Genomic DNA, 16,497 nt, shown 5'->3' on the forward strand with positions numbered 1-16,497 from the left:
GTGTTTCATAATTCCTCCATTTTTCTCCCTTGTTCGCTGGCTAAACTAGTATCATTCCGCGAATCGTTTCAGGATGAGAAACTTATAACAATGAAAGGCAGTAAAAAATCCCGCTGGGTGATAGCAATCGCGATCGTTGTGGCCACCGTCGCCGCCATCTGGTTCTGGCAAAGCCGTAACGACGCCCAGGAAAACGCACCGGGCGCGACCAAACCAGCGCAGCACACGCCAGGTTCGGGACGGCGTGGAATGCGCTCCGGGCCGTTGGCTCCCGTTCAGGCTGCCACCGCCGCCATGGAAGCCGTTCCGCGTTACCTGACAGGGCTGGGTACCATTACTGCCGCAAATACCGCCACGGTACGTAGCCGGGTGGATGGTCAGCTCATTGCCTTACACTTCGAGGAAGGACAGCAGGTAAAAGCCGGCGACCTGCTGGCAGAGATAGATCCCAGCCAGTTCAAAGTTGCTCTGGCTCAGGCGCAGGGCCAACTGGCCAAAGATAAAGCCACGCTGGCAAATGCCCGTCGCGATCTTGCCCGCTATCAACAGCTGGTGAAAACTAATCTGGTCTCCCGCCAGGAGCTGGATGCCCAGCAGGCGCTGGTAAATGAAACATTAGGGACAATCAAAGCCGATGAAGCCAGCGTCGCCAGCGCCCAATTGCAGCTTGACTGGAGCCGGATAACCGCGCCTGTAGAGGGGCGTGTCGGTCTGAAGCAGGTCGACGTCGGTAACCAAATTTCCAGCGGCGATACCACCGGAATCGTCGTCATTACGCAAACCCATCCTATCGACCTGATATTCACCTTGCCTGAAAACGACATTGCCACCGTGTTGCGGGCGCAAAAATCGGGGACTCCGTTAAAGGTCGAAGCCTGGGACCGAACCAATTCGCAAAAACTGAGCGAAGGCGTCCTGCTCAGTCTCGACAATCAGATTGATGCCACGACCGGAACCATCAAAGTTAAAGCCCGTTTTGACAATCAGGATGATGCTTTATTCCCTAACCAGTTCGTTAACGCCCGCATGCTGGTCGACACGGAACAAAACGCCGTGGTGATCCCAACAGCCGCCCTGCAGATGGGCAATGAGGGCCATTTTGTCTGGGTGCTGAACAGCGAGAATAAAGTGAGCAAACATCTGGTTAAACCAGGTATTCAGGATAGCCAAAAAGTAGTGATCGCCGCCGGGTTGTCCGCAGGTGATCGGGTCGTAACCGACGGTATTGACCGCCTGACGGAAGGCGCAAAAGTAGAAGTTGTAGAGGCGCATGACGCCTCAGTTCAGGACGAGAAAACTGCGCCCCGCGGATACGGCAAAAAAGGAGCTAACTCCTGATGCAGGTGTTACCTCCGCACAACACAGGCGGGCCATCACGCCTGTTTATTCTGCGACCTGTCGCCACCACGCTGCTGATGGTCGCGATTTTGCTTGCCGGTATTATCGGTTATCGTTTCCTGCCGATCGCTGCCTTACCGGAAGTCGATTACCCCACGATTCAGGTCGTTACGCTGTACCCTGGCGCCAGCCCGGACGTCATGACCTCGGCGGTAACCGCGCCGCTTGAGCGTCAGTTCGGACAGATGTCCGGCTTAAAACAGATGTCCTCGCAAAGTTCCGGCGGCGCATCGGTCGTCACGTTGCAGTTTCAACTGACACTCCCGCTGGATGTTGCCGAGCAGGAAGTTCAGGCTGCGATTAACGCCGCCACCAATTTATTACCGGGCGATCTGCCCAATCCGCCAGTCTACAGCAAGGTAAACCCGGCAGATCCACCGATCATGACGCTGGCGGTCACGTCCAGCGCCATGCCGATGACGCAGGTGGAAGATATGGTCGAAACCCGCGTCGCGCAGAAAATCTCTCAGGTTTCCGGTGTCGGTCTGGTAACACTTTCCGGCGGGCAACGACCGGCGGTCCGCGTGAAGCTTAACGCACAGGCTATTGCCGCACTCGGTCTGACCAGCGAAACCATCCGTACAGCCATTACCGGGGCTAACGTCAATTCGGCAAAAGGGAGTCTTGATGGCCCAACGCGTGCTGTCACCCTTTCCGCCAACGACCAGATGCAGTCCGCAGACGAATATCGCCAGCTCATCGTGGCCTATAAAAACGGTGCGCCGGTTCGTCTGGGCGATGTCGCCACCGTCGAACAAGGGGCAGAAAATAGTTGGCTGGGCGCATGGGCCAATAAGCAACAAGCCATTGTAATGAATGTTCAGCGCCAGCCTGGGGCGAACATCATCTCCACGGCAGACAGTATCCGTCAAATGCTGCCGCAGCTCACCGAAAGCCTGCCCAAATCAGTTAAGGTCAGCGTGCTTTCGGATCGTACGACCAATATTCGTGCGTCCGTTGCAGACACCCAGTTTGAGCTAATGCTGGCGATTGCGCTGGTGGTGATGATCATCTACCTGTTCCTGCGCAATATTCCGGCAACGATTATTCCTGCGGTCGCCGTTCCATTGTCGCTCATCGGCACCTTCGCGGTGATGGTATTTCTTGATTTCTCCATCAATAACCTGACCCTAATGGCGCTAACCATCGCGACAGGATTCGTAGTGGATGACGCTATCGTGGTTATCGAGAATATTTCACGCTATATCGAAAAAGGCGAAAAACCGCTGACTGCCGCCCTGAAGGGGGCTGGTGAGATTGGTTTTACCATCATCTCTCTGACATTTTCGCTAATCGCCGTGCTGATCCCGCTGTTGTTTATGGGTGATATCGTTGGCCGATTATTCCGCGAGTTTGCCGTTACGCTGGCCGTGGCAATTCTGATTTCCGCCGTCGTCTCGCTCACCCTCACGCCGATGATGTGCGCGCGCATGCTTAATCAGGCCTCGTTGCGTAAGCAGAACCGCTTCTCCCGCGCCTCGGAGCGTATGTTCGATCGCGTCATTGCCGGGTACGGTCACTGGCTGGCAAAAGTGCTGAACCATCCGTGGCTCACGCTGGGCGTGGCGCTCGGCACGCTGGCACTGAGCGTTATGTTATGGGTCTTTATCCCCAAAGGATTCTTCCCGATCCAGGACAACGGCATCATCCAGGGTACGCTGCAGGCGCCGCAGTCCAGTTCATTTGCCAGCATGGCCCAGCGCCAGCGCCAGGTTTCCGATGTCATCCTTCGAGATCCGGCGGTAGAGAGCCTGACCGCTTTTGTCGGCGTGGATGGTACTAATCCGGCATTAAACAGCGCGCGTCTGCAAATCAACCTTAAGCCGCTGGACGATCGCGACGATCGCGTGCAGAAAGTGATCGCACGCCTACAGGACGCGGTTGACAGAGTACCCGGCGTTGATCTCTATCTTCAGCCCACCCAGGACCTGACGATTGATACCCAGGTCAGCCGGACGCAATATCAGTTTACGCTGCAAGCAACGTCCCTTGATGCCCTCAGCACCTGGGTTCCACAGCTGTTAGAAAAACTACACCAGCTACCGCAACTGTCCGATGTCAGTAGCGACTGGCAGGACAAAGGGCTGGTGGCGTATGTGAACGTCAATCGCGATAGCGCCAGCCGTTTAGGCATCAGCATGGCGGATGTCGATAACGCCCTGTACAACGCCTTCGGCCAGCGACTGATTTCAACCATCTACACCCAGGCCAACCAGTATCGCGTCGTATTGGAACATGACACCAACAGTACGCCGGGGCTTGCTGCACTGGACACTATCCGTCTGACCAGCAGCGACGGCGGCGTGGTTCCGCTTAGCGCAATCGCCAGCATTGAACAGCGTTTCGCTCCGCTGTCGATTAACCACCTCGATCAGTTCCCGGTCACCACCATCTCGTTCAACGTACCGGACGATCATTCGCTGGGCGATGCGGTGCAGGCAATTCTGGATGCCGAAAAAACGCTCAATCTGCCAGCAAATATTACCACCCAGTTCCAGGGCAGTACGCTCGCTTTCCAGGCCGCACTGGGTAATACCATCTGGTTGATTGTGGCTGCGGTTGTCGCGATGTATATCGTCCTCGGCGTGCTGTATGAGAGCTTTATTCACCCGATTACCATTCTCTCCACGCTACCCACGGCGGGCGTCGGCGCCCTCCTGGCGTTAATGATTGCCGGCAGTGAACTGGACGTCATCGCGATTATCGGCATTATTTTGCTCATCGGTATCGTCAAGAAAAACGCCATCATGATGATCGACTTCGCCCTTGCCGCGGAGCACGAACAGGGCATGACCCCACGCGACGCTATTTTCCAGGCCTGTCTGCTGCGTTTTCGCCCGATTCTGATGACTACGCTGGCGGCACTGCTCGGCGCGTTGCCGCTGATGTTAAGTACCGGCGTGGGGGCCGAATTACGTCGTCCATTAGGAATTGGTATGGTCGGTGGTCTGCTGGTAAGCCAGGTATTAACCCTGTTTACCACCCCGGTGATTTATCTGCTGTTTGACCGTCTGTCGCTGTACGTGAAAAGCCGCTTCCCGCGTCAGGAAGAGGAAGCGTAAATGAAATTTTTCGCGCTTTTCATTCATCGTCCGGTGGCGACCATTCTCATTTCGGTGGCCATCACCCTGTGCGGGATACTGGGCTTTCGTCTGCTGCCGGTAGCTCCGCTGCCGCAGGTGGATTTCCCGGTGATCATGGTCAGCGCATCATTACCGGGCGCTTCCCCTGAAACGATGGCGTCTTCGGTAGCCACCCCGCTGGAGCGCTCACTGGGGCGCATCGCGGGCGTGAACGAAATGACCTCGAGCAGTTCCCTTGGCAGTACGCGCATTATTCTTGAATTCAAATTCGACCGTGACATCAATGGCGCGGCGCGGGATGTTCAGGCCGCGATTAACGCAGCGCAAAGCCTGCTACCCAGCGGCATGCCAAGCCGCCCCACGTACCGCAAAGCCAACCCTTCCGATGCGCCAATCATGATCCTGACGCTCACGTCGGACACTTACTCGCAGGGTGAACTGTACGATTTCGCATCAACCCAATTAGCACAGACCATCGCGCAAATCGACGGCGTGGGTGACGTCGACGTTGGGGGCAGCTCTCTGCCTGCCGTGCGCGTAGGGCTTAATCCGCAAGCGCTGTTTAATCAGGGCGTATCGCTGGACGACGTGCGTGGCGCGATTGCTAACGCCAATGTGCGTAAGCCGCAGGGAGCTATCGAGAATGATACCCACCGCTGGCAGGTACAAACCAACGATGAGCTGAAAACCGCCGCCGAGTACCAGCCGATTATTATCCACTACAATAACGGCGCTGCGGTGCGGCTGGGCGATGTTGCGTCTGTGAGCGACTCGGTGCAGGACGTACGTAACGCGGGGATGACCAACGCAAAACCGGCTATCCTGCTGATGATCCGCAAGCTGCCAGAAGCCAATATTATTCAAACGGTAGACAGCATTCGGGCCAAATTACCGGAGTTACAAACGCTGGTCCCGGCCGCCATCGATCTGCAAATTGCCCAGGATCGTTCACCGACCATTCGCGCCTCGCTGGAGGAAGTCGAACAGACGCTGATTATCTCCGTTGCGCTGGTTATTCTGGTGGTCTTTGTTTTCCTGCGCTCCGGGCGCGCGACCCTGATCCCTGCGGTAGCGGTTCCGGTCTCGCTGATCGGTACCTTTGCCGCCATGTATCTGTGCGGGTTCAGCCTGAACAACCTGTCATTAATGGCGTTGACCATTGCCACGGGATTTGTCGTTGATGACGCGATCGTGGTGCTGGAAAATATTGCCCGCCACCTGGAAGCGGGAATGAAGCCACTGCAGGCGGCGCTACAAGGTACGCGCGAAGTGGGATTCACGGTGCTCTCAATGAGCCTGTCGCTGGTAGCGGTGTTCCTCCCGCTGCTGTTAATGGGCGGATTGCCTGGGCGCTTGCTGCGCGAATTTGCCGTCACGCTGTCAGTTGCTATCGGTATCTCGCTACTGGTGTCGCTGACATTAACGCCAATGATGTGTGGCTGGATGCTCAAATCCAGCGCCCCGCGTGAACAGTCTCGTAAACGAGGTTTTGGTCGTGTGCTGGTGGCACTGCAACAGAGTTACGGCACTTCGCTTAAGTGGGTGCTGCGCCATACGCGACTGGTGGGCGTGGTGTTACTTGGCACCATTGCGCTGAATATCTGGCTTTATATTTCCATCCCCAAAACCTTCTTCCCGGAGCAGGATACGGGCGTGTTGATGGGGGGGATTCAGGCCGACCAGAGCATCTCTTTCCAGGCGATGCGCGGCAAACTGCAGGACTTTATGAAGATCATCCGCGACGACCCGGCGGTGAATAACGTCACCGGATTTACCGGCGGTTCCCGGGTTAACAGCGGGATGATGTTTATCACCCTCAAGCCACGCGATGAGCGCGGTGAAACAGCTCAGCAGGTGATCGACCGCCTGCGCGTCGCGCTTGCAAAAGAGCCTGGCGCGAATCTGTTTCTGATGGCGGTGCAGGATATTCGCGTCGGCGGCCGCCAGGCCAATGCCAGCTATCAATACACATTGCTTTCCGACGATCTGGCGGCGCTGCGCGAGTGGGAACCGAAGATCCGTAAAGCGCTTGCCGCCCTGCCCCAACTGGCGGATGTCAACTCAGATCAGCAGGACAATGGCGCGGAAATGAACCTGGTCTACGATCGCGACACCATGTCTCGTCTGGGGATCGACGTTGCAGCCGCTAACAGCCTGTTGAACAACGCTTTTGGACAACGGCAAATTTCAACTATTTATCAGCCGATGAACCAGTACAAAGTGGTGATGGAGGTCGATCGACGTTACACCCAGGACATCAGCGCGCTGGATAAAATGTTCGTCATCAACAATGACGGTAAGGCAATCCCATTATCGTACTTTGCCAAATGGCAGCCGGCGAATGCCCCGCTGTCGGTAAACCATCAGGGCTTATCCGCTGCCTCAACCGTGTCGTTTAACCTGCCAACAGGTTCTTCACTGTCTGAGGCGACAGAGGCTATCAACAGAACCATGACCCAGCTCGGCGTCCCCTCCACGGTTCGCGGTAGCTTTGCCGGCACGGCCCAGGTATTTCAGGACACCATGAACTCACAGGTGATCCTGATTATCGCCGCCATCGCCACGGTCTACATCGTTCTGGGTATGCTGTATGAAAGCTATGTTCACCCCCTGACCATTCTCTCCACGCTACCTTCAGCTGGCGTCGGGGCTTTGCTGGCGCTGGAGCTGTTCAATGCCCCGTTCAGCCTAATCGCCCTGATAGGGATAATGCTATTAATTGGCATTGTGAAGAAAAATGCCATCATGATGGTCGATTTTGCGCTGGAAGCGCAGAGAAACGGCAAGCTGCAGCCGGAAGAAGCCATTTTCCAGGCCTGCCTGCTGCGCTTTCGCCCAATCATGATGACCACGCTGGCGGCGTTGTTTGGCGCGCTGCCGCTGGTGTTATCCGCCGGGGATGGCTCCGAACTACGTCAACCTTTGGGGATAACCATTGTCGGCGGGCTGGTCGTGAGTCAACTCCTGACGCTGTACACCACGCCCGTGGTCTATCTCTTTTTCGACCGTCTGCGTCTGCGTTTTTCGCGTAAAAACAGCAAACCGGTAGCAGAGTTATGACAGAACTACCCGACAGCACCCGCTGGCAACTTTGGATTGTGGCATTCGGCTTTTTTATGCAGTCGCTGGATACCACCATCGTGAATACTGCGCTTCCCTCGATGGCGGCAAGCCTCGGGGAAAGCCCGTTACACATGCATATGGTCATTGTGTCATATGTTTTAACCGTTGCCGTGATGCTGCCCGCCAGCGGATGGCTGGCGGACAAAGTTGGCGTGCGTAATATCTTCTTCACCGCCATCATCCTGTTTACGCTTGGCTCGCTGTTTTGCGCCGGGTCCAGCACACTCAACGAGCTGGTGATGGCGCGTATCTTACAAGGCGTTGGCGGTGCGATGATGGTACCGGTCGGCAGGCTAACGGTGATGAAAATCGTCCCGCGTGAGCAATATATGGCGGCGATGACGTTTGTCACATTGCCCGGTCAGATTGGCCCGCTACTCGGACCGGCATTAGGCGGTATTCTGGTTGAGTACGCCTCCTGGCACTGGATATTTTTGATTAACATTCCGGTTGGCATTGTCGGCGCGATAGCGACGTTAATGCTGATGCCCAACTACACCATGCAAACCCGACGCTTCGATCTCTTCGGATTTGCGATGCTGGCAGTCGGCATGGCGGTACTGACGCTGGCGCTTGATGGCAGTAAAGGAACCGGCATCTCCAGTATCTCGCTGGCAGCGTTGGTTATCTGCGGAGTGCTGGCTATTGCGCTGTATCTGAAACACGCCCATCGTAATCCACGCGCACTGTTCAGCCTGAATCTGTTTCGCACACCGACCTTCTCGCTGGGTCTTTTCGGCAGTTTTGCCGGACGCATCGGTAGCGGTATGCTGCCGTTTATGACGCCGGTATTTTTACAAATAGGCCTCGGTTTCTCCCCCTTTCATGCCGGGCTGATGATGATCCCGATGGTGCTCGGCAGTATGGGCATGAAGCGCATTGTGGTGCAGGTCGTTAACCGCTTTGGCTACCGTCGCGTACTGGTCGCTACAACGCTTGGCCTGTCGCTGGTCAGTCTGCTGCTGATGACCACCGCGCTGCTCGGCTGGTATTACGCCCTGCCCTTCGTACTGTTCTTACAGGGAATGGTCAACTCAACGCGTTTTTCATCCATGAACACCCTGACGTTAAAAGACCTGCCTGACGATCTCGCCAGCAGTGGTAACAGCCTGCTGTCAATGATCATGCAGCTGTCGATGAGTATCGGGGTGACCATCGCGGGACTGCTGCTAGGTATGTTCGGTCAGCAGCATAGCGTCATCGACAGCGGAAGTACGCATACCGTCTTTATGTATACCTGGCTGTGCATCGCATTCATTATCGCGCTGCCCGCCATTATTTTTGCCCGCGTGCCGAACGACACGCAAACCAACGCGGTGATTTCACGGCGCAAAAGGAGCACCTGATGAAGTTCTGGCGGCCCGGTATCACCGGCAAACTGTTTCTGGCGATTTTCGCCACCTGCATCGTATTGCTGATCAGCATGCACTGGGCCGTACGCATAAGCTTCGAACGCGGTTTTATTGACTATATCAAGCACGGTAACGAACAGCGGCTGCAAATGCTCAGCGACGCATTAAGCGAGCAGTATCAGCAGCACGGCAACTGGCGATTCTTACGCAATAACGATCGGTTTGTTTTTCAGATCCTGCGCTCTTTTGAACACGACAACGACGATGATAAACCCGGCCCCGGCATGCCGCCGCACGGCTGGCGTACGCAGTTTTGGGTTGTCGACCAAAATGCCCGCGTGCTGGTCGGTCCGCGTGCTCCGGTTCCCCGTGACGGTATGCGCCATCCGATCCGCGTCAACGGTAGCGAAGTCGGTGCCGTGATTGCCTCTCCCGTGGAACGCTTAACGCGCAATACGGATATCAATTTCGACATGCAGCAAAGGCGTTCCAGTTGGCTCATCGTCGCGCTCTCCACGATCCTGGCGGCGCTGGCAACGTTTACGCTGGCGCGCAGCCTGCTGGCCCCGGTCAAGCGGTTGGTAGAAGGCACGCACAAACTGGCGGCTGGCGATTTCACCACTCGCGTTGCGCCGACCAGTACGGATGAACTGGGCAAGCTGGCGCAGGACTTCAACCAGCTTGCCAGTACGCTGGAAAAAAACCAGCAGATGCGTCGTGACTTTATGGCCGATATTTCTCACGAACTGCGTACGCCGTTAGCGGTGTTGCGCGGTGAACTGGAGGCCATTCAGGATGGCGTACGCCAGTTCACCCCTGACTCCGTTGCCTCTTTGCAGGCTGAAGTGGGTACGCTCACCAAGCTGGTGGACGATCTGCATCAGCTCTCCATGTCCGATGAAGGCGCGCTGGCCTACCAGAAAACATTGCTGGATCTCATCCCGCTGTTGGAAGTGGCAAGTGGCGCATTTCGTGAACGCTTTGCCAGCCGTGGACTGACGATACAACTTTCACTCCCGGACAGCATGACGGTATTTGGCGACAGGGATCGTCTGATGCAGTTGTTCAACAATCTGCTGGAAAACAGTCTGCGCTACACCGACAGCGGCGGCGGGCTGCACATCAGCGCCGAACAACGCGAGCGTATGGTTTTATTAACCTTCGCTGATTCCGCTCCCGGCGTAAGTGACGACCAGTTACAGAAGCTGTTTGAACGCTTTTATCGCACCGAAGGCTCGCGTAACCGTGCCAGCGGTGGTTCCGGGCTGGGGCTGGCAATTTGCGTCAATATCGTACAGGCGCATAATGGTCTGATTCGCGCCGCCCATTCGCCTTTTGGCGGGGTTAGCATTACAGTAACATTACCGCTGGAACGCGATTTACAGAGAGATGTATGACTGAGTTACCCATTGATGAAAACACGCCGCGTATTCTGATCGTGGAAGACGAGCCCAAGCTGGGGCAACTGCTTATCGACTATCTGCGCGCGGCAAGCTACGCTCCTACGCTCATCAGCCACGGCGATCTGGTTCTTCCTTACGTGCGTCAGACGCCGCCCGATCTGATCTTGTTGGATCTGATGCTGCCTGGAACTGACGGCCTGACTCTGTGCCGGGAAATCCGCCGATTCTCTGAAATCCCCATCATGATGGTAACCGCCAAGATAGAAGAAATTGATCGCCTGCTGGGGCTGGAGATCGGTGCGGATGATTATATTTGCAAACCCTACAGCCCGCGTGAAGTTGTTGCTCGCGTGAAGACGATTCTGCGCCGTTGCAAGCCGCAGCGCGAACTGCAACAGATGGATGCTGACAGCCCGTTGATCGTCGATGAAGGTCGTTTTCAGGCGTCCTGGCGTGGGAAAATGCTCGACTTAACGCCTGCTGAATTTCGCTTACTCAAAACGCTGTCGCATGAACCGGGAAAAGTGTTCTCCCGTGAACAGTTGCTCAATCATCTCTATGACGATTACCGTGTCGTTACCGACCGAACCATCGACAGCCATATTAAGAACCTGCGACGCAAGCTGGAATCGCTGGATGCGGAGCAGTCGTTTATCCGCGCGGTCTATGGCGTAGGGTATCGCTGGGAAGCCGACGCCTGTCGGATTGTGTAAACACTCCCGTCCTGCAGGACTCCGCGGCTTCGTGGAGTCCCGTTGACTAGCAACTCTCCAAATATCGCTCATACTCTTTGTGGCAACACTGTCGTCAATAACTGTTTGATATAAAACTTTAATCAAGGAGTTCATATGGCTGGTTGGTTTGAATTAAGCAAGAGTAGCGATGATCAGTACCGCTTTGTTCTTAAGGCTGGAAACGGGGAAACTATCCTTACCAGTGAGCTTTACACGACAAAAGGCGCGGCAGAAAAAGGGATCGCATCTGTCCAGGCTAACAGCCCTCTGGCCGAGCGTTATGAGAAAAAAACGGCAGCTAATGGCAAATTGCATTTCAATCTGAAAGCAGCAAACCACCAGATTATTGGTAGCAGTCAACTGTATGCGAATGAACAGTCGCGCGAGACCGGTATTGCTTCAGTTAAGGCCAATGGTGTAAGTCAGACGATAAAAGATAAAACCTGATAATGACTCGCTCAGCCGGGTAACGCCACGCTGTCGCCCGGCGTTTTTCTTTACCTGTCTTCCCCACAGCGCTACAATGCCCGCCCTTAATATGGGGGCACTCCCCTAACCGCCTCATTGAGTGAGGCGAGTCTGACCTGTCATCAGAACGAGAAAATTATGTTTAAACCGGAACTCCTTTCCCCGGCGGGAACGCTGAAAAACATGCGTTACGCTTTCGCCTATGGCGCAGACGCTGTATATGCGGGCCAACCGCGTTACTCACTGCGCGTACGCAACAACGAATTCAATCACGAAAACCTGCAGCTAGGCATTAATGAAGCCCATGAACTGGGTAAAAAATTCTATGTGGTGGTTAATATTGCCCCGCATAACGCCAAGCTGAAGACCTTCATTCGTGACCTGAAACCGGTGGTGGAAATGGGACCGGATGCACTGATCATGTCCGACCCCGGTCTGATTATGCTGGTGCGCGAAAACTTCCCTGACATGGACATTCACCTTTCAGTACAGGCTAACGCCGTAAACTGGGCGACGGTGAAATTCTGGAAGCAGATGGGATTGACCCGTGTGATCCTGTCCCGCGAACTGTCGTTGGAAGAAATTGAAGAGATCCGCACCCAGGTGCCGGATATGGAAATTGAGATCTTTGTTCACGGCGCGCTGTGCATGGCTTACTCCGGCCGCTGCCTGCTCTCTGGCTACATCAACAAGCGTGACCCAAATCAGGGTACCTGTACCAATGCCTGCCGCTGGGAATACAACGTGCAGGAAGGCAAAGAAGACGTGGTGGGCAATATCGTGCATAAGTACGAGCCTATCCCGGTACAAAATGTTGAGCCGACGCTGGGTATTGGCGCGCCGACTGACAAAGTCTTTATGATCGAAGAAGCCCAGCGTCCGGGTGAGTACATGACCGCGTTTGAAGACGAACACGGCACTTACATCATGAACTCGAAGGATTTGCGTGCCATTGCCCACGTTGAGCGCCTGACTCAGATGGGCGTGCATTCGCTGAAAATTGAAGGCCGTACTAAATCATACTATTACTGTGCACGTACCGCGCAGGTTTATCGCAAGGCCATTGATGATGCCGTTGCCGGGAAACCATTCGACCCGCAACTGCTGGAAACGCTGGAAGGTCTGGCGCATCGCGGTTACACCGAGGGGTTCCTGCGCCGCCATACACATGACGACTATCAGAACTACGAATACGGCTTCTCTGTTTCCGAGCGTCAGCAGTTTGTCGGCGAATTCACTGGCGAACGTAAAGGTGAACTGGCGGCTGTGCTGGTGAAAAATAAATTCACCGTCGGCGACAGCCTGGAGCTGATGACCCCACAGGGCAACATCAACTTTACCCTCGAACAGATGGAAAACGCGAAAGGCGAAGCGATGCCGGTTGCGCCGGGCGATGGTTACACCGTGTGGATGCCTGTCCCGGAGGATATCGATCTGAATTATGCATTGTTGATGCGTAATTTTGCCGGTGAGTCCACGCGCAACCCACATGCTAAGTAGTTAATTACGGTTATTTTTCAGCGTTCGGAAGATTCTTAGAAATCGATCACATACCGCTTCGTTCATTAAGGGTATTATCCCATCCGCTGAAAAACATAACCCATAAATGCTAGCTGTACCAGGAACCACCTCCTTAGCCTGCGTAATCTCCCTTACGCAGGCTTATTTTTTGCCTGCCGTTTACCCCCCCCTATTCAAATCACGACTTTCAGGCGAAAAAAAACCGGGCATTACGCCCGGTTCATTAGGTGGTTAGATATTAATGCGCTGCTTCTGGCTTGTGCTTTTGCGCACTCTGGAAACCATAGGTCAGCTCATTTTTCTCTTTATCCAGCGCAACGGTCACCTGACCGCCATCCACAAGCGAGCCGAACAGCAGTTCGTTAGCCAATGGTTTTTTCAGGTTATCCTGGACAACGCGCGTCATCGGGCGTGCACCCATTGCGCGGTCATAGCCCTTCTCAGCCAGCCAGTCGCGGGCTTCCTGACTCACTTCCAGAGAGACACCTTTCTGATCCAACTGAACCTGAAGTTCGACGATAAACTTATCAACAACCTGATGAATCACCTCAGTAGAGAGATGATCGAACCAGATAATGTTGTCGAGACGGTTACGGAATTCCGGCGTAAACACTTTTTTGATTTCGCCCATCGCATCAGTACTGTTGTCCTGATGAATCAGCCCAATCGATTTACGCTCGGTTTCACGCACGCCGGCGTTAGTAGTCATGACCAGCACCACGTTGCGGAAATCCGCTTTACGCCCGTTATTGTCGGTCAGCGTACCGTTATCCATCACCTGCAGCAGCAGGTTAAAGACATCCGGATGCGCTTTTTCGATTTCATCCAGCAGCAGTACCGCATGCGGATGTTTAATGACAGCATCCGTCAGCAAACCACCCTGGTCGAAACCGACATATCCCGGAGGCGCACCAATCAGGCGGCTGACGGTGTGACGTTCCATATACTCGGACATATCAAACCGCAGCAGCTCAATACCCAGCGCTTTGGACAACTGCACCGTGACTTCGGTCTTACCAACGCCAGTCGGTCCGGCAAACAGGAACGAACCGACAGGTTTATGCTCGTGTCCCAGACCAGCACGGCTCATTTTGATCGCTTCAGTCAGCGCCTCAATGGCTTTATCCTGTCCGAATACCAGCATTTTCAGACGGTTGCCCAAGTTTTTCAGCGTATCGCGATCGCTCTGCGAAACGCTCTTCTCCGGGATCCGCGCAATGCGGGCCACGACGGACTCGATATCCGCCACGTTGACGGTTTTCTTGCGCTTGCTGACCGGCATCAGACGCGCCCGCGCGCCCGCCTCATCGATCACGTCAATCGCTTTGTCCGGCAGATGACGATCGTTAATGTATTTCACCGCCAGTTCGACCGCTGCACGCACCGCTTTGGCGGTGTAGCGAACGTCATGGTGCGCTTCGTATTTCGGCTTCAGACCGTTGATGATCTGCACGGTCTCTTCAACCGACGGCTCAGTGATATCGATTTTCTGGAAACGGCGTGCTAGCGCGCGGTCCTTTTCAAAGATATTGCTGAATTCCTGATAGGTTGTGGAGCCTATCACACGGATTTTACCGCTGGAGAGCAACGGTTTGATCAGGTTAGCTGCATCCACCTGGCCGCCCGATGCCGCACCCGCGCCGATAATGGTGTGGATCTCATCGATAAACAGAATGCTATTAGTATCCTGTTCCAGTTGTTTCAGCAGCGCCTTAAAGCGTTTTTCAAAATCGCCACGGTATTTGGTACCCGCCAGCAGCGAGCCGATATCCAGAGAGTAAAGGGTACAATCAGCCATCACTTCCGGCACGTCGCCCTGGACGATACGCCAGGCGAGGCCTTCCGCAATAGCGGTTTTACCGACGCCAGACTCACCCACCAGCAGCGGGTTGTTTTTTCGACGACGGCACAGTACCTGAATGGCGCGCTCCAGCTCTTTGTCCCGGCCAATGAGCGGATCAATTCCGCCCACACGGGCAAGCTGGTTAAGGTTAGTCGTGAAGTTCTCCATACGGTCCTCCCCGCCAGCTTGCTCTTCGTTATTCGGCTGATTACCAGAGTCAGAGGACTGACTTGGTTCGTCTTTGCGCGTGCCATGAGAAATAAAATTCACCACATCAAGGCGACTCACTTCATGCTTACGCAGCAGATAAGCCGCCTGAGATTCCTGCTCGCTGAAGATGGCGACCAGCACATTAGCACCGGTAACTTCATTGCGCCCGGAGGACTGAACATGAAAGACCGCGCGTTGCAACACACGCTGAAAACTCAACGTTGGCTGCGTGTCGCGCTCTTCTTCACTGGCAGGCAATACGGGTGTGGTTTGTTCAATGAAGGCTTCGAGTTCCTGACGCAGCGCCACCAGATCCACAGAACACGCTTCCAGCGCTTCGCGGGCCGATGGGTTACTGAGCAATGCCAGTAGCAAGTGCTCGACGGTCATAAACTCATGTCGGTGCTCGCGCGCTCTGGCGAAAGCCATGTTTAAACTGAGCTCCAGTTCTTGATTGAGCATAGGCACCTCCCCCAATATTTATGCCTGCATTTAGGCTTTTTCTAGCGTACACAGCAACGGATGCTCGTTCTCCCTCGCATACTTGTTCACCATCGCAACTTTGGTTTCAGCCACTTCGGCAGTGAATACGCCGCAAATCGCTTTACCTTGATAGTGAACGGCAAGCATCAGTTGCGTTGCACGTTCTACATCATAAGAAAAGAATTTTTGTAACACGTCAATAACAAACTCCATCGGAGTGTAATCATCATTGACTAATATCACTTTATACATAGATGGCGGTTTTAGCGCGTCGCGCAATTTATCTTCCGCCAGCAGATCGAAATCCAGCCAGTCGTTAGTCTTACCCATTGTCAGTCGTCATCTTCAGTTACGGTTTCCGGCAGAAAATCTTGCCGCTGACAAGCAGCCTATGCGCACAATCAATCTACCTCAAGTATTAGATAACTATCATCTATTAGTGCCATCCGCGACATCTGTCACATAACCGACAATAGCGTTAACTGCTTCAAATTTTGATGCATTTTTACCCTATTCCGTCAGCCTGGCGCTTGACGCCTCGCCTGATTTCTCTAAATTGTAGTTTCGAGAGTTGGCGAGGTTTTGAACAGCCCCCACTCCGCCACCGGTTCATTCCATCTTACTTATATAAGATTTACGAAGGATGTCGAAGCATGGAAACGGGTACTGTTAAGTGGTTCAACAACGCCAAAGGGTTTGGTTTCATCTGCCCCGAAGGCGGCGGCGAAGATATTTTCGCCCATTACTCCACCATTCAGATGGATGGTTACAGAACGCTAAAAGCCGGGCAGTCTGTCCAGTTTGATGTCCACCAGGGGCCAAAAGGCAATCATGCCAGTGTCATCGTGCCTGTCATTGAAGCAGAAGCTGTCGCATAGC

At 54.5% G+C, this 16,497-nt stretch carries 11 protein-coding genes; 9 read left to right on the forward strand and 2 right to left on the reverse strand.

Translation table 11 applies throughout. The features are described from left to right. Positions 1–90 precede the first annotated feature (90 nt). The 8 genes from ABIE10_RS10230 to yegQ all read left to right on the forward strand — a co-directional run bounded on the left by ABIE10_RS10230 (position 91) and on the right by yegQ (position 13,061). Positions 91–1,338 (forward strand): MdtA/MuxA family multidrug efflux RND transporter periplasmic adaptor subunit, encoded by a 1,248-nt coding sequence (locus ABIE10_RS10230; protein WP_235116872.1) that lies wholly within the window; start codon positions 91–93, stop codon positions 1,336–1,338. Next, complete coding sequence (locus tag ABIE10_RS10235; RefSeq protein WP_429155526.1) at positions 1,338–4,460, forward strand: MdtB/MuxB family multidrug efflux RND transporter permease subunit; 3,123 nt, start codon at positions 1,338–1,340, stop codon at positions 4,458–4,460. The genes ABIE10_RS10230 and ABIE10_RS10235 overlap by 1 nt, the downstream gene beginning before the upstream one ends. Then, positions 4,461–7,541: a multidrug efflux RND transporter permease subunit MdtC gene (mdtC, locus tag ABIE10_RS10240; RefSeq protein WP_429155528.1), complete on the forward strand. Its 3,081-nt coding sequence runs from the start codon at positions 4,461–4,463 to the stop codon at positions 7,539–7,541. Next, complete coding sequence (locus ABIE10_RS10245; RefSeq protein ID WP_429155530.1) at positions 7,538–8,950, forward strand: MFS transporter; 1,413 nt, start codon at positions 7,538–7,540, stop codon at positions 8,948–8,950. Before mdtC ends, ABIE10_RS10245 begins: the two co-directional genes overlap by 4 nt. After that, positions 8,950–10,353, forward strand: coding sequence for a two-component system sensor histidine kinase BaeS (gene baeS / locus ABIE10_RS10250; RefSeq protein WP_429155531.1), 1,404 nt, complete (start codon positions 8,950–8,952; stop codon positions 10,351–10,353). The genes ABIE10_RS10245 and baeS overlap by 1 nt, the downstream gene beginning before the upstream one ends. Beyond that, on the forward strand, positions 10,350–11,072 hold the full coding sequence (gene baeR / locus ABIE10_RS10255) for a two-component system response regulator BaeR (protein ID WP_429155533.1): 723 nt from the start codon (positions 10,350–10,352) through the stop codon (positions 11,070–11,072). Before baeS ends, baeR begins: the two co-directional genes overlap by 4 nt. Positions 11,073–11,207: 135 nt before the next feature. Beyond that, the gene (locus ABIE10_RS10260) at positions 11,208–11,540 is read left to right on the forward strand and encodes a YegP family protein (protein ID WP_047501032.1); all 333 of its coding nucleotides are present in this window, start codon (positions 11,208–11,210) and stop codon (positions 11,538–11,540) included. Between the two features lie 159 nt (positions 11,541–11,699). Continuing rightward, positions 11,700–13,061 (forward strand): tRNA 5-hydroxyuridine modification protein YegQ, encoded by a 1,362-nt coding sequence (gene yegQ, locus ABIE10_RS10265; RefSeq protein WP_429155536.1) that lies wholly within the window; start codon positions 11,700–11,702, stop codon positions 13,059–13,061. A gap of 259 nt (positions 13,062–13,320) precedes the next feature. Here the strand turns inward: yegQ and clpA are convergent, their stop codons facing one another. Together clpA and clpS are read right to left on the reverse strand one after the other, a co-directional pair. Next, positions 13,321–15,597, reverse strand: a complete 2,277-nt coding sequence (gene clpA / locus ABIE10_RS10270) for an ATP-dependent Clp protease ATP-binding subunit ClpA (protein WP_016153651.1) — start codon at positions 15,595–15,597, stop codon at positions 13,321–13,323. Between the two features lie 30 nt (positions 15,598–15,627). After that, positions 15,628–15,948 (reverse strand): ATP-dependent Clp protease adapter ClpS, encoded by a 321-nt coding sequence (gene clpS, locus ABIE10_RS10275; RefSeq protein ID WP_003036810.1) that lies wholly within the window; start codon positions 15,946–15,948, stop codon positions 15,628–15,630. A gap of 323 nt (positions 15,949–16,271) precedes the next feature. Between clpS and cspD the strand changes: the two genes are divergently transcribed. After that, entirely contained in the window at positions 16,272–16,496 is a 225-nt protein-coding gene (gene cspD, locus ABIE10_RS10280; protein WP_003036813.1) for a cold shock-like protein CspD, read from the forward strand. The last annotated feature ends 1 nt before the right edge of the window (position 16,497 follow it).

Source organism: Citrobacter sp. 506, from assembly GCF_050434985.1.
Lineage (GTDB): Bacteria > Pseudomonadota > Gammaproteobacteria > Enterobacterales > Enterobacteriaceae > Citrobacter > Citrobacter braakii.

Coding starts and splice junctions, on each gene's coding strand:
- ABIE10_RS10230 (WP_235116872.1), top strand. CDS start 91: ATGAAAGGCAGTAAAAAATCCCGCTGGGTGATAGCAATCGCGATCGTT.
- ABIE10_RS10235 (WP_429155526.1), top strand. CDS start 1,338: ATGCAGGTGTTACCTCCGCACAACACAGGCGGGCCATCACGCCTGTTT.
- mdtC (WP_429155528.1), top strand. CDS start 4,461: ATGAAATTTTTCGCGCTTTTCATTCATCGTCCGGTGGCGACCATTCTC.
- ABIE10_RS10245 (WP_429155530.1), top strand. CDS start 7,538: ATGACAGAACTACCCGACAGCACCCGCTGGCAACTTTGGATTGTGGCA.
- baeS (WP_429155531.1), top strand. CDS start 8,950: ATGAAGTTCTGGCGGCCCGGTATCACCGGCAAACTGTTTCTGGCGATT.
- baeR (WP_429155533.1), top strand. CDS start 10,350: ATGACTGAGTTACCCATTGATGAAAACACGCCGCGTATTCTGATCGTG.
- ABIE10_RS10260 (WP_047501032.1), top strand. CDS start 11,208: ATGGCTGGTTGGTTTGAATTAAGCAAGAGTAGCGATGATCAGTACCGC.
- yegQ (WP_429155536.1), top strand. CDS start 11,700: ATGTTTAAACCGGAACTCCTTTCCCCGGCGGGAACGCTGAAAAACATG.
- clpA (WP_016153651.1), bottom strand. CDS start 15,597: ATGCTCAATCAAGAACTGGAGCTCAGTTTAAACATGGCTTTCGCCAGA.
- clpS (WP_003036810.1), bottom strand. CDS start 15,948: ATGGGTAAGACTAACGACTGGCTGGATTTCGATCTGCTGGCGGAAGAT.
- cspD (WP_003036813.1), top strand. CDS start 16,272: ATGGAAACGGGTACTGTTAAGTGGTTCAACAACGCCAAAGGGTTTGGT.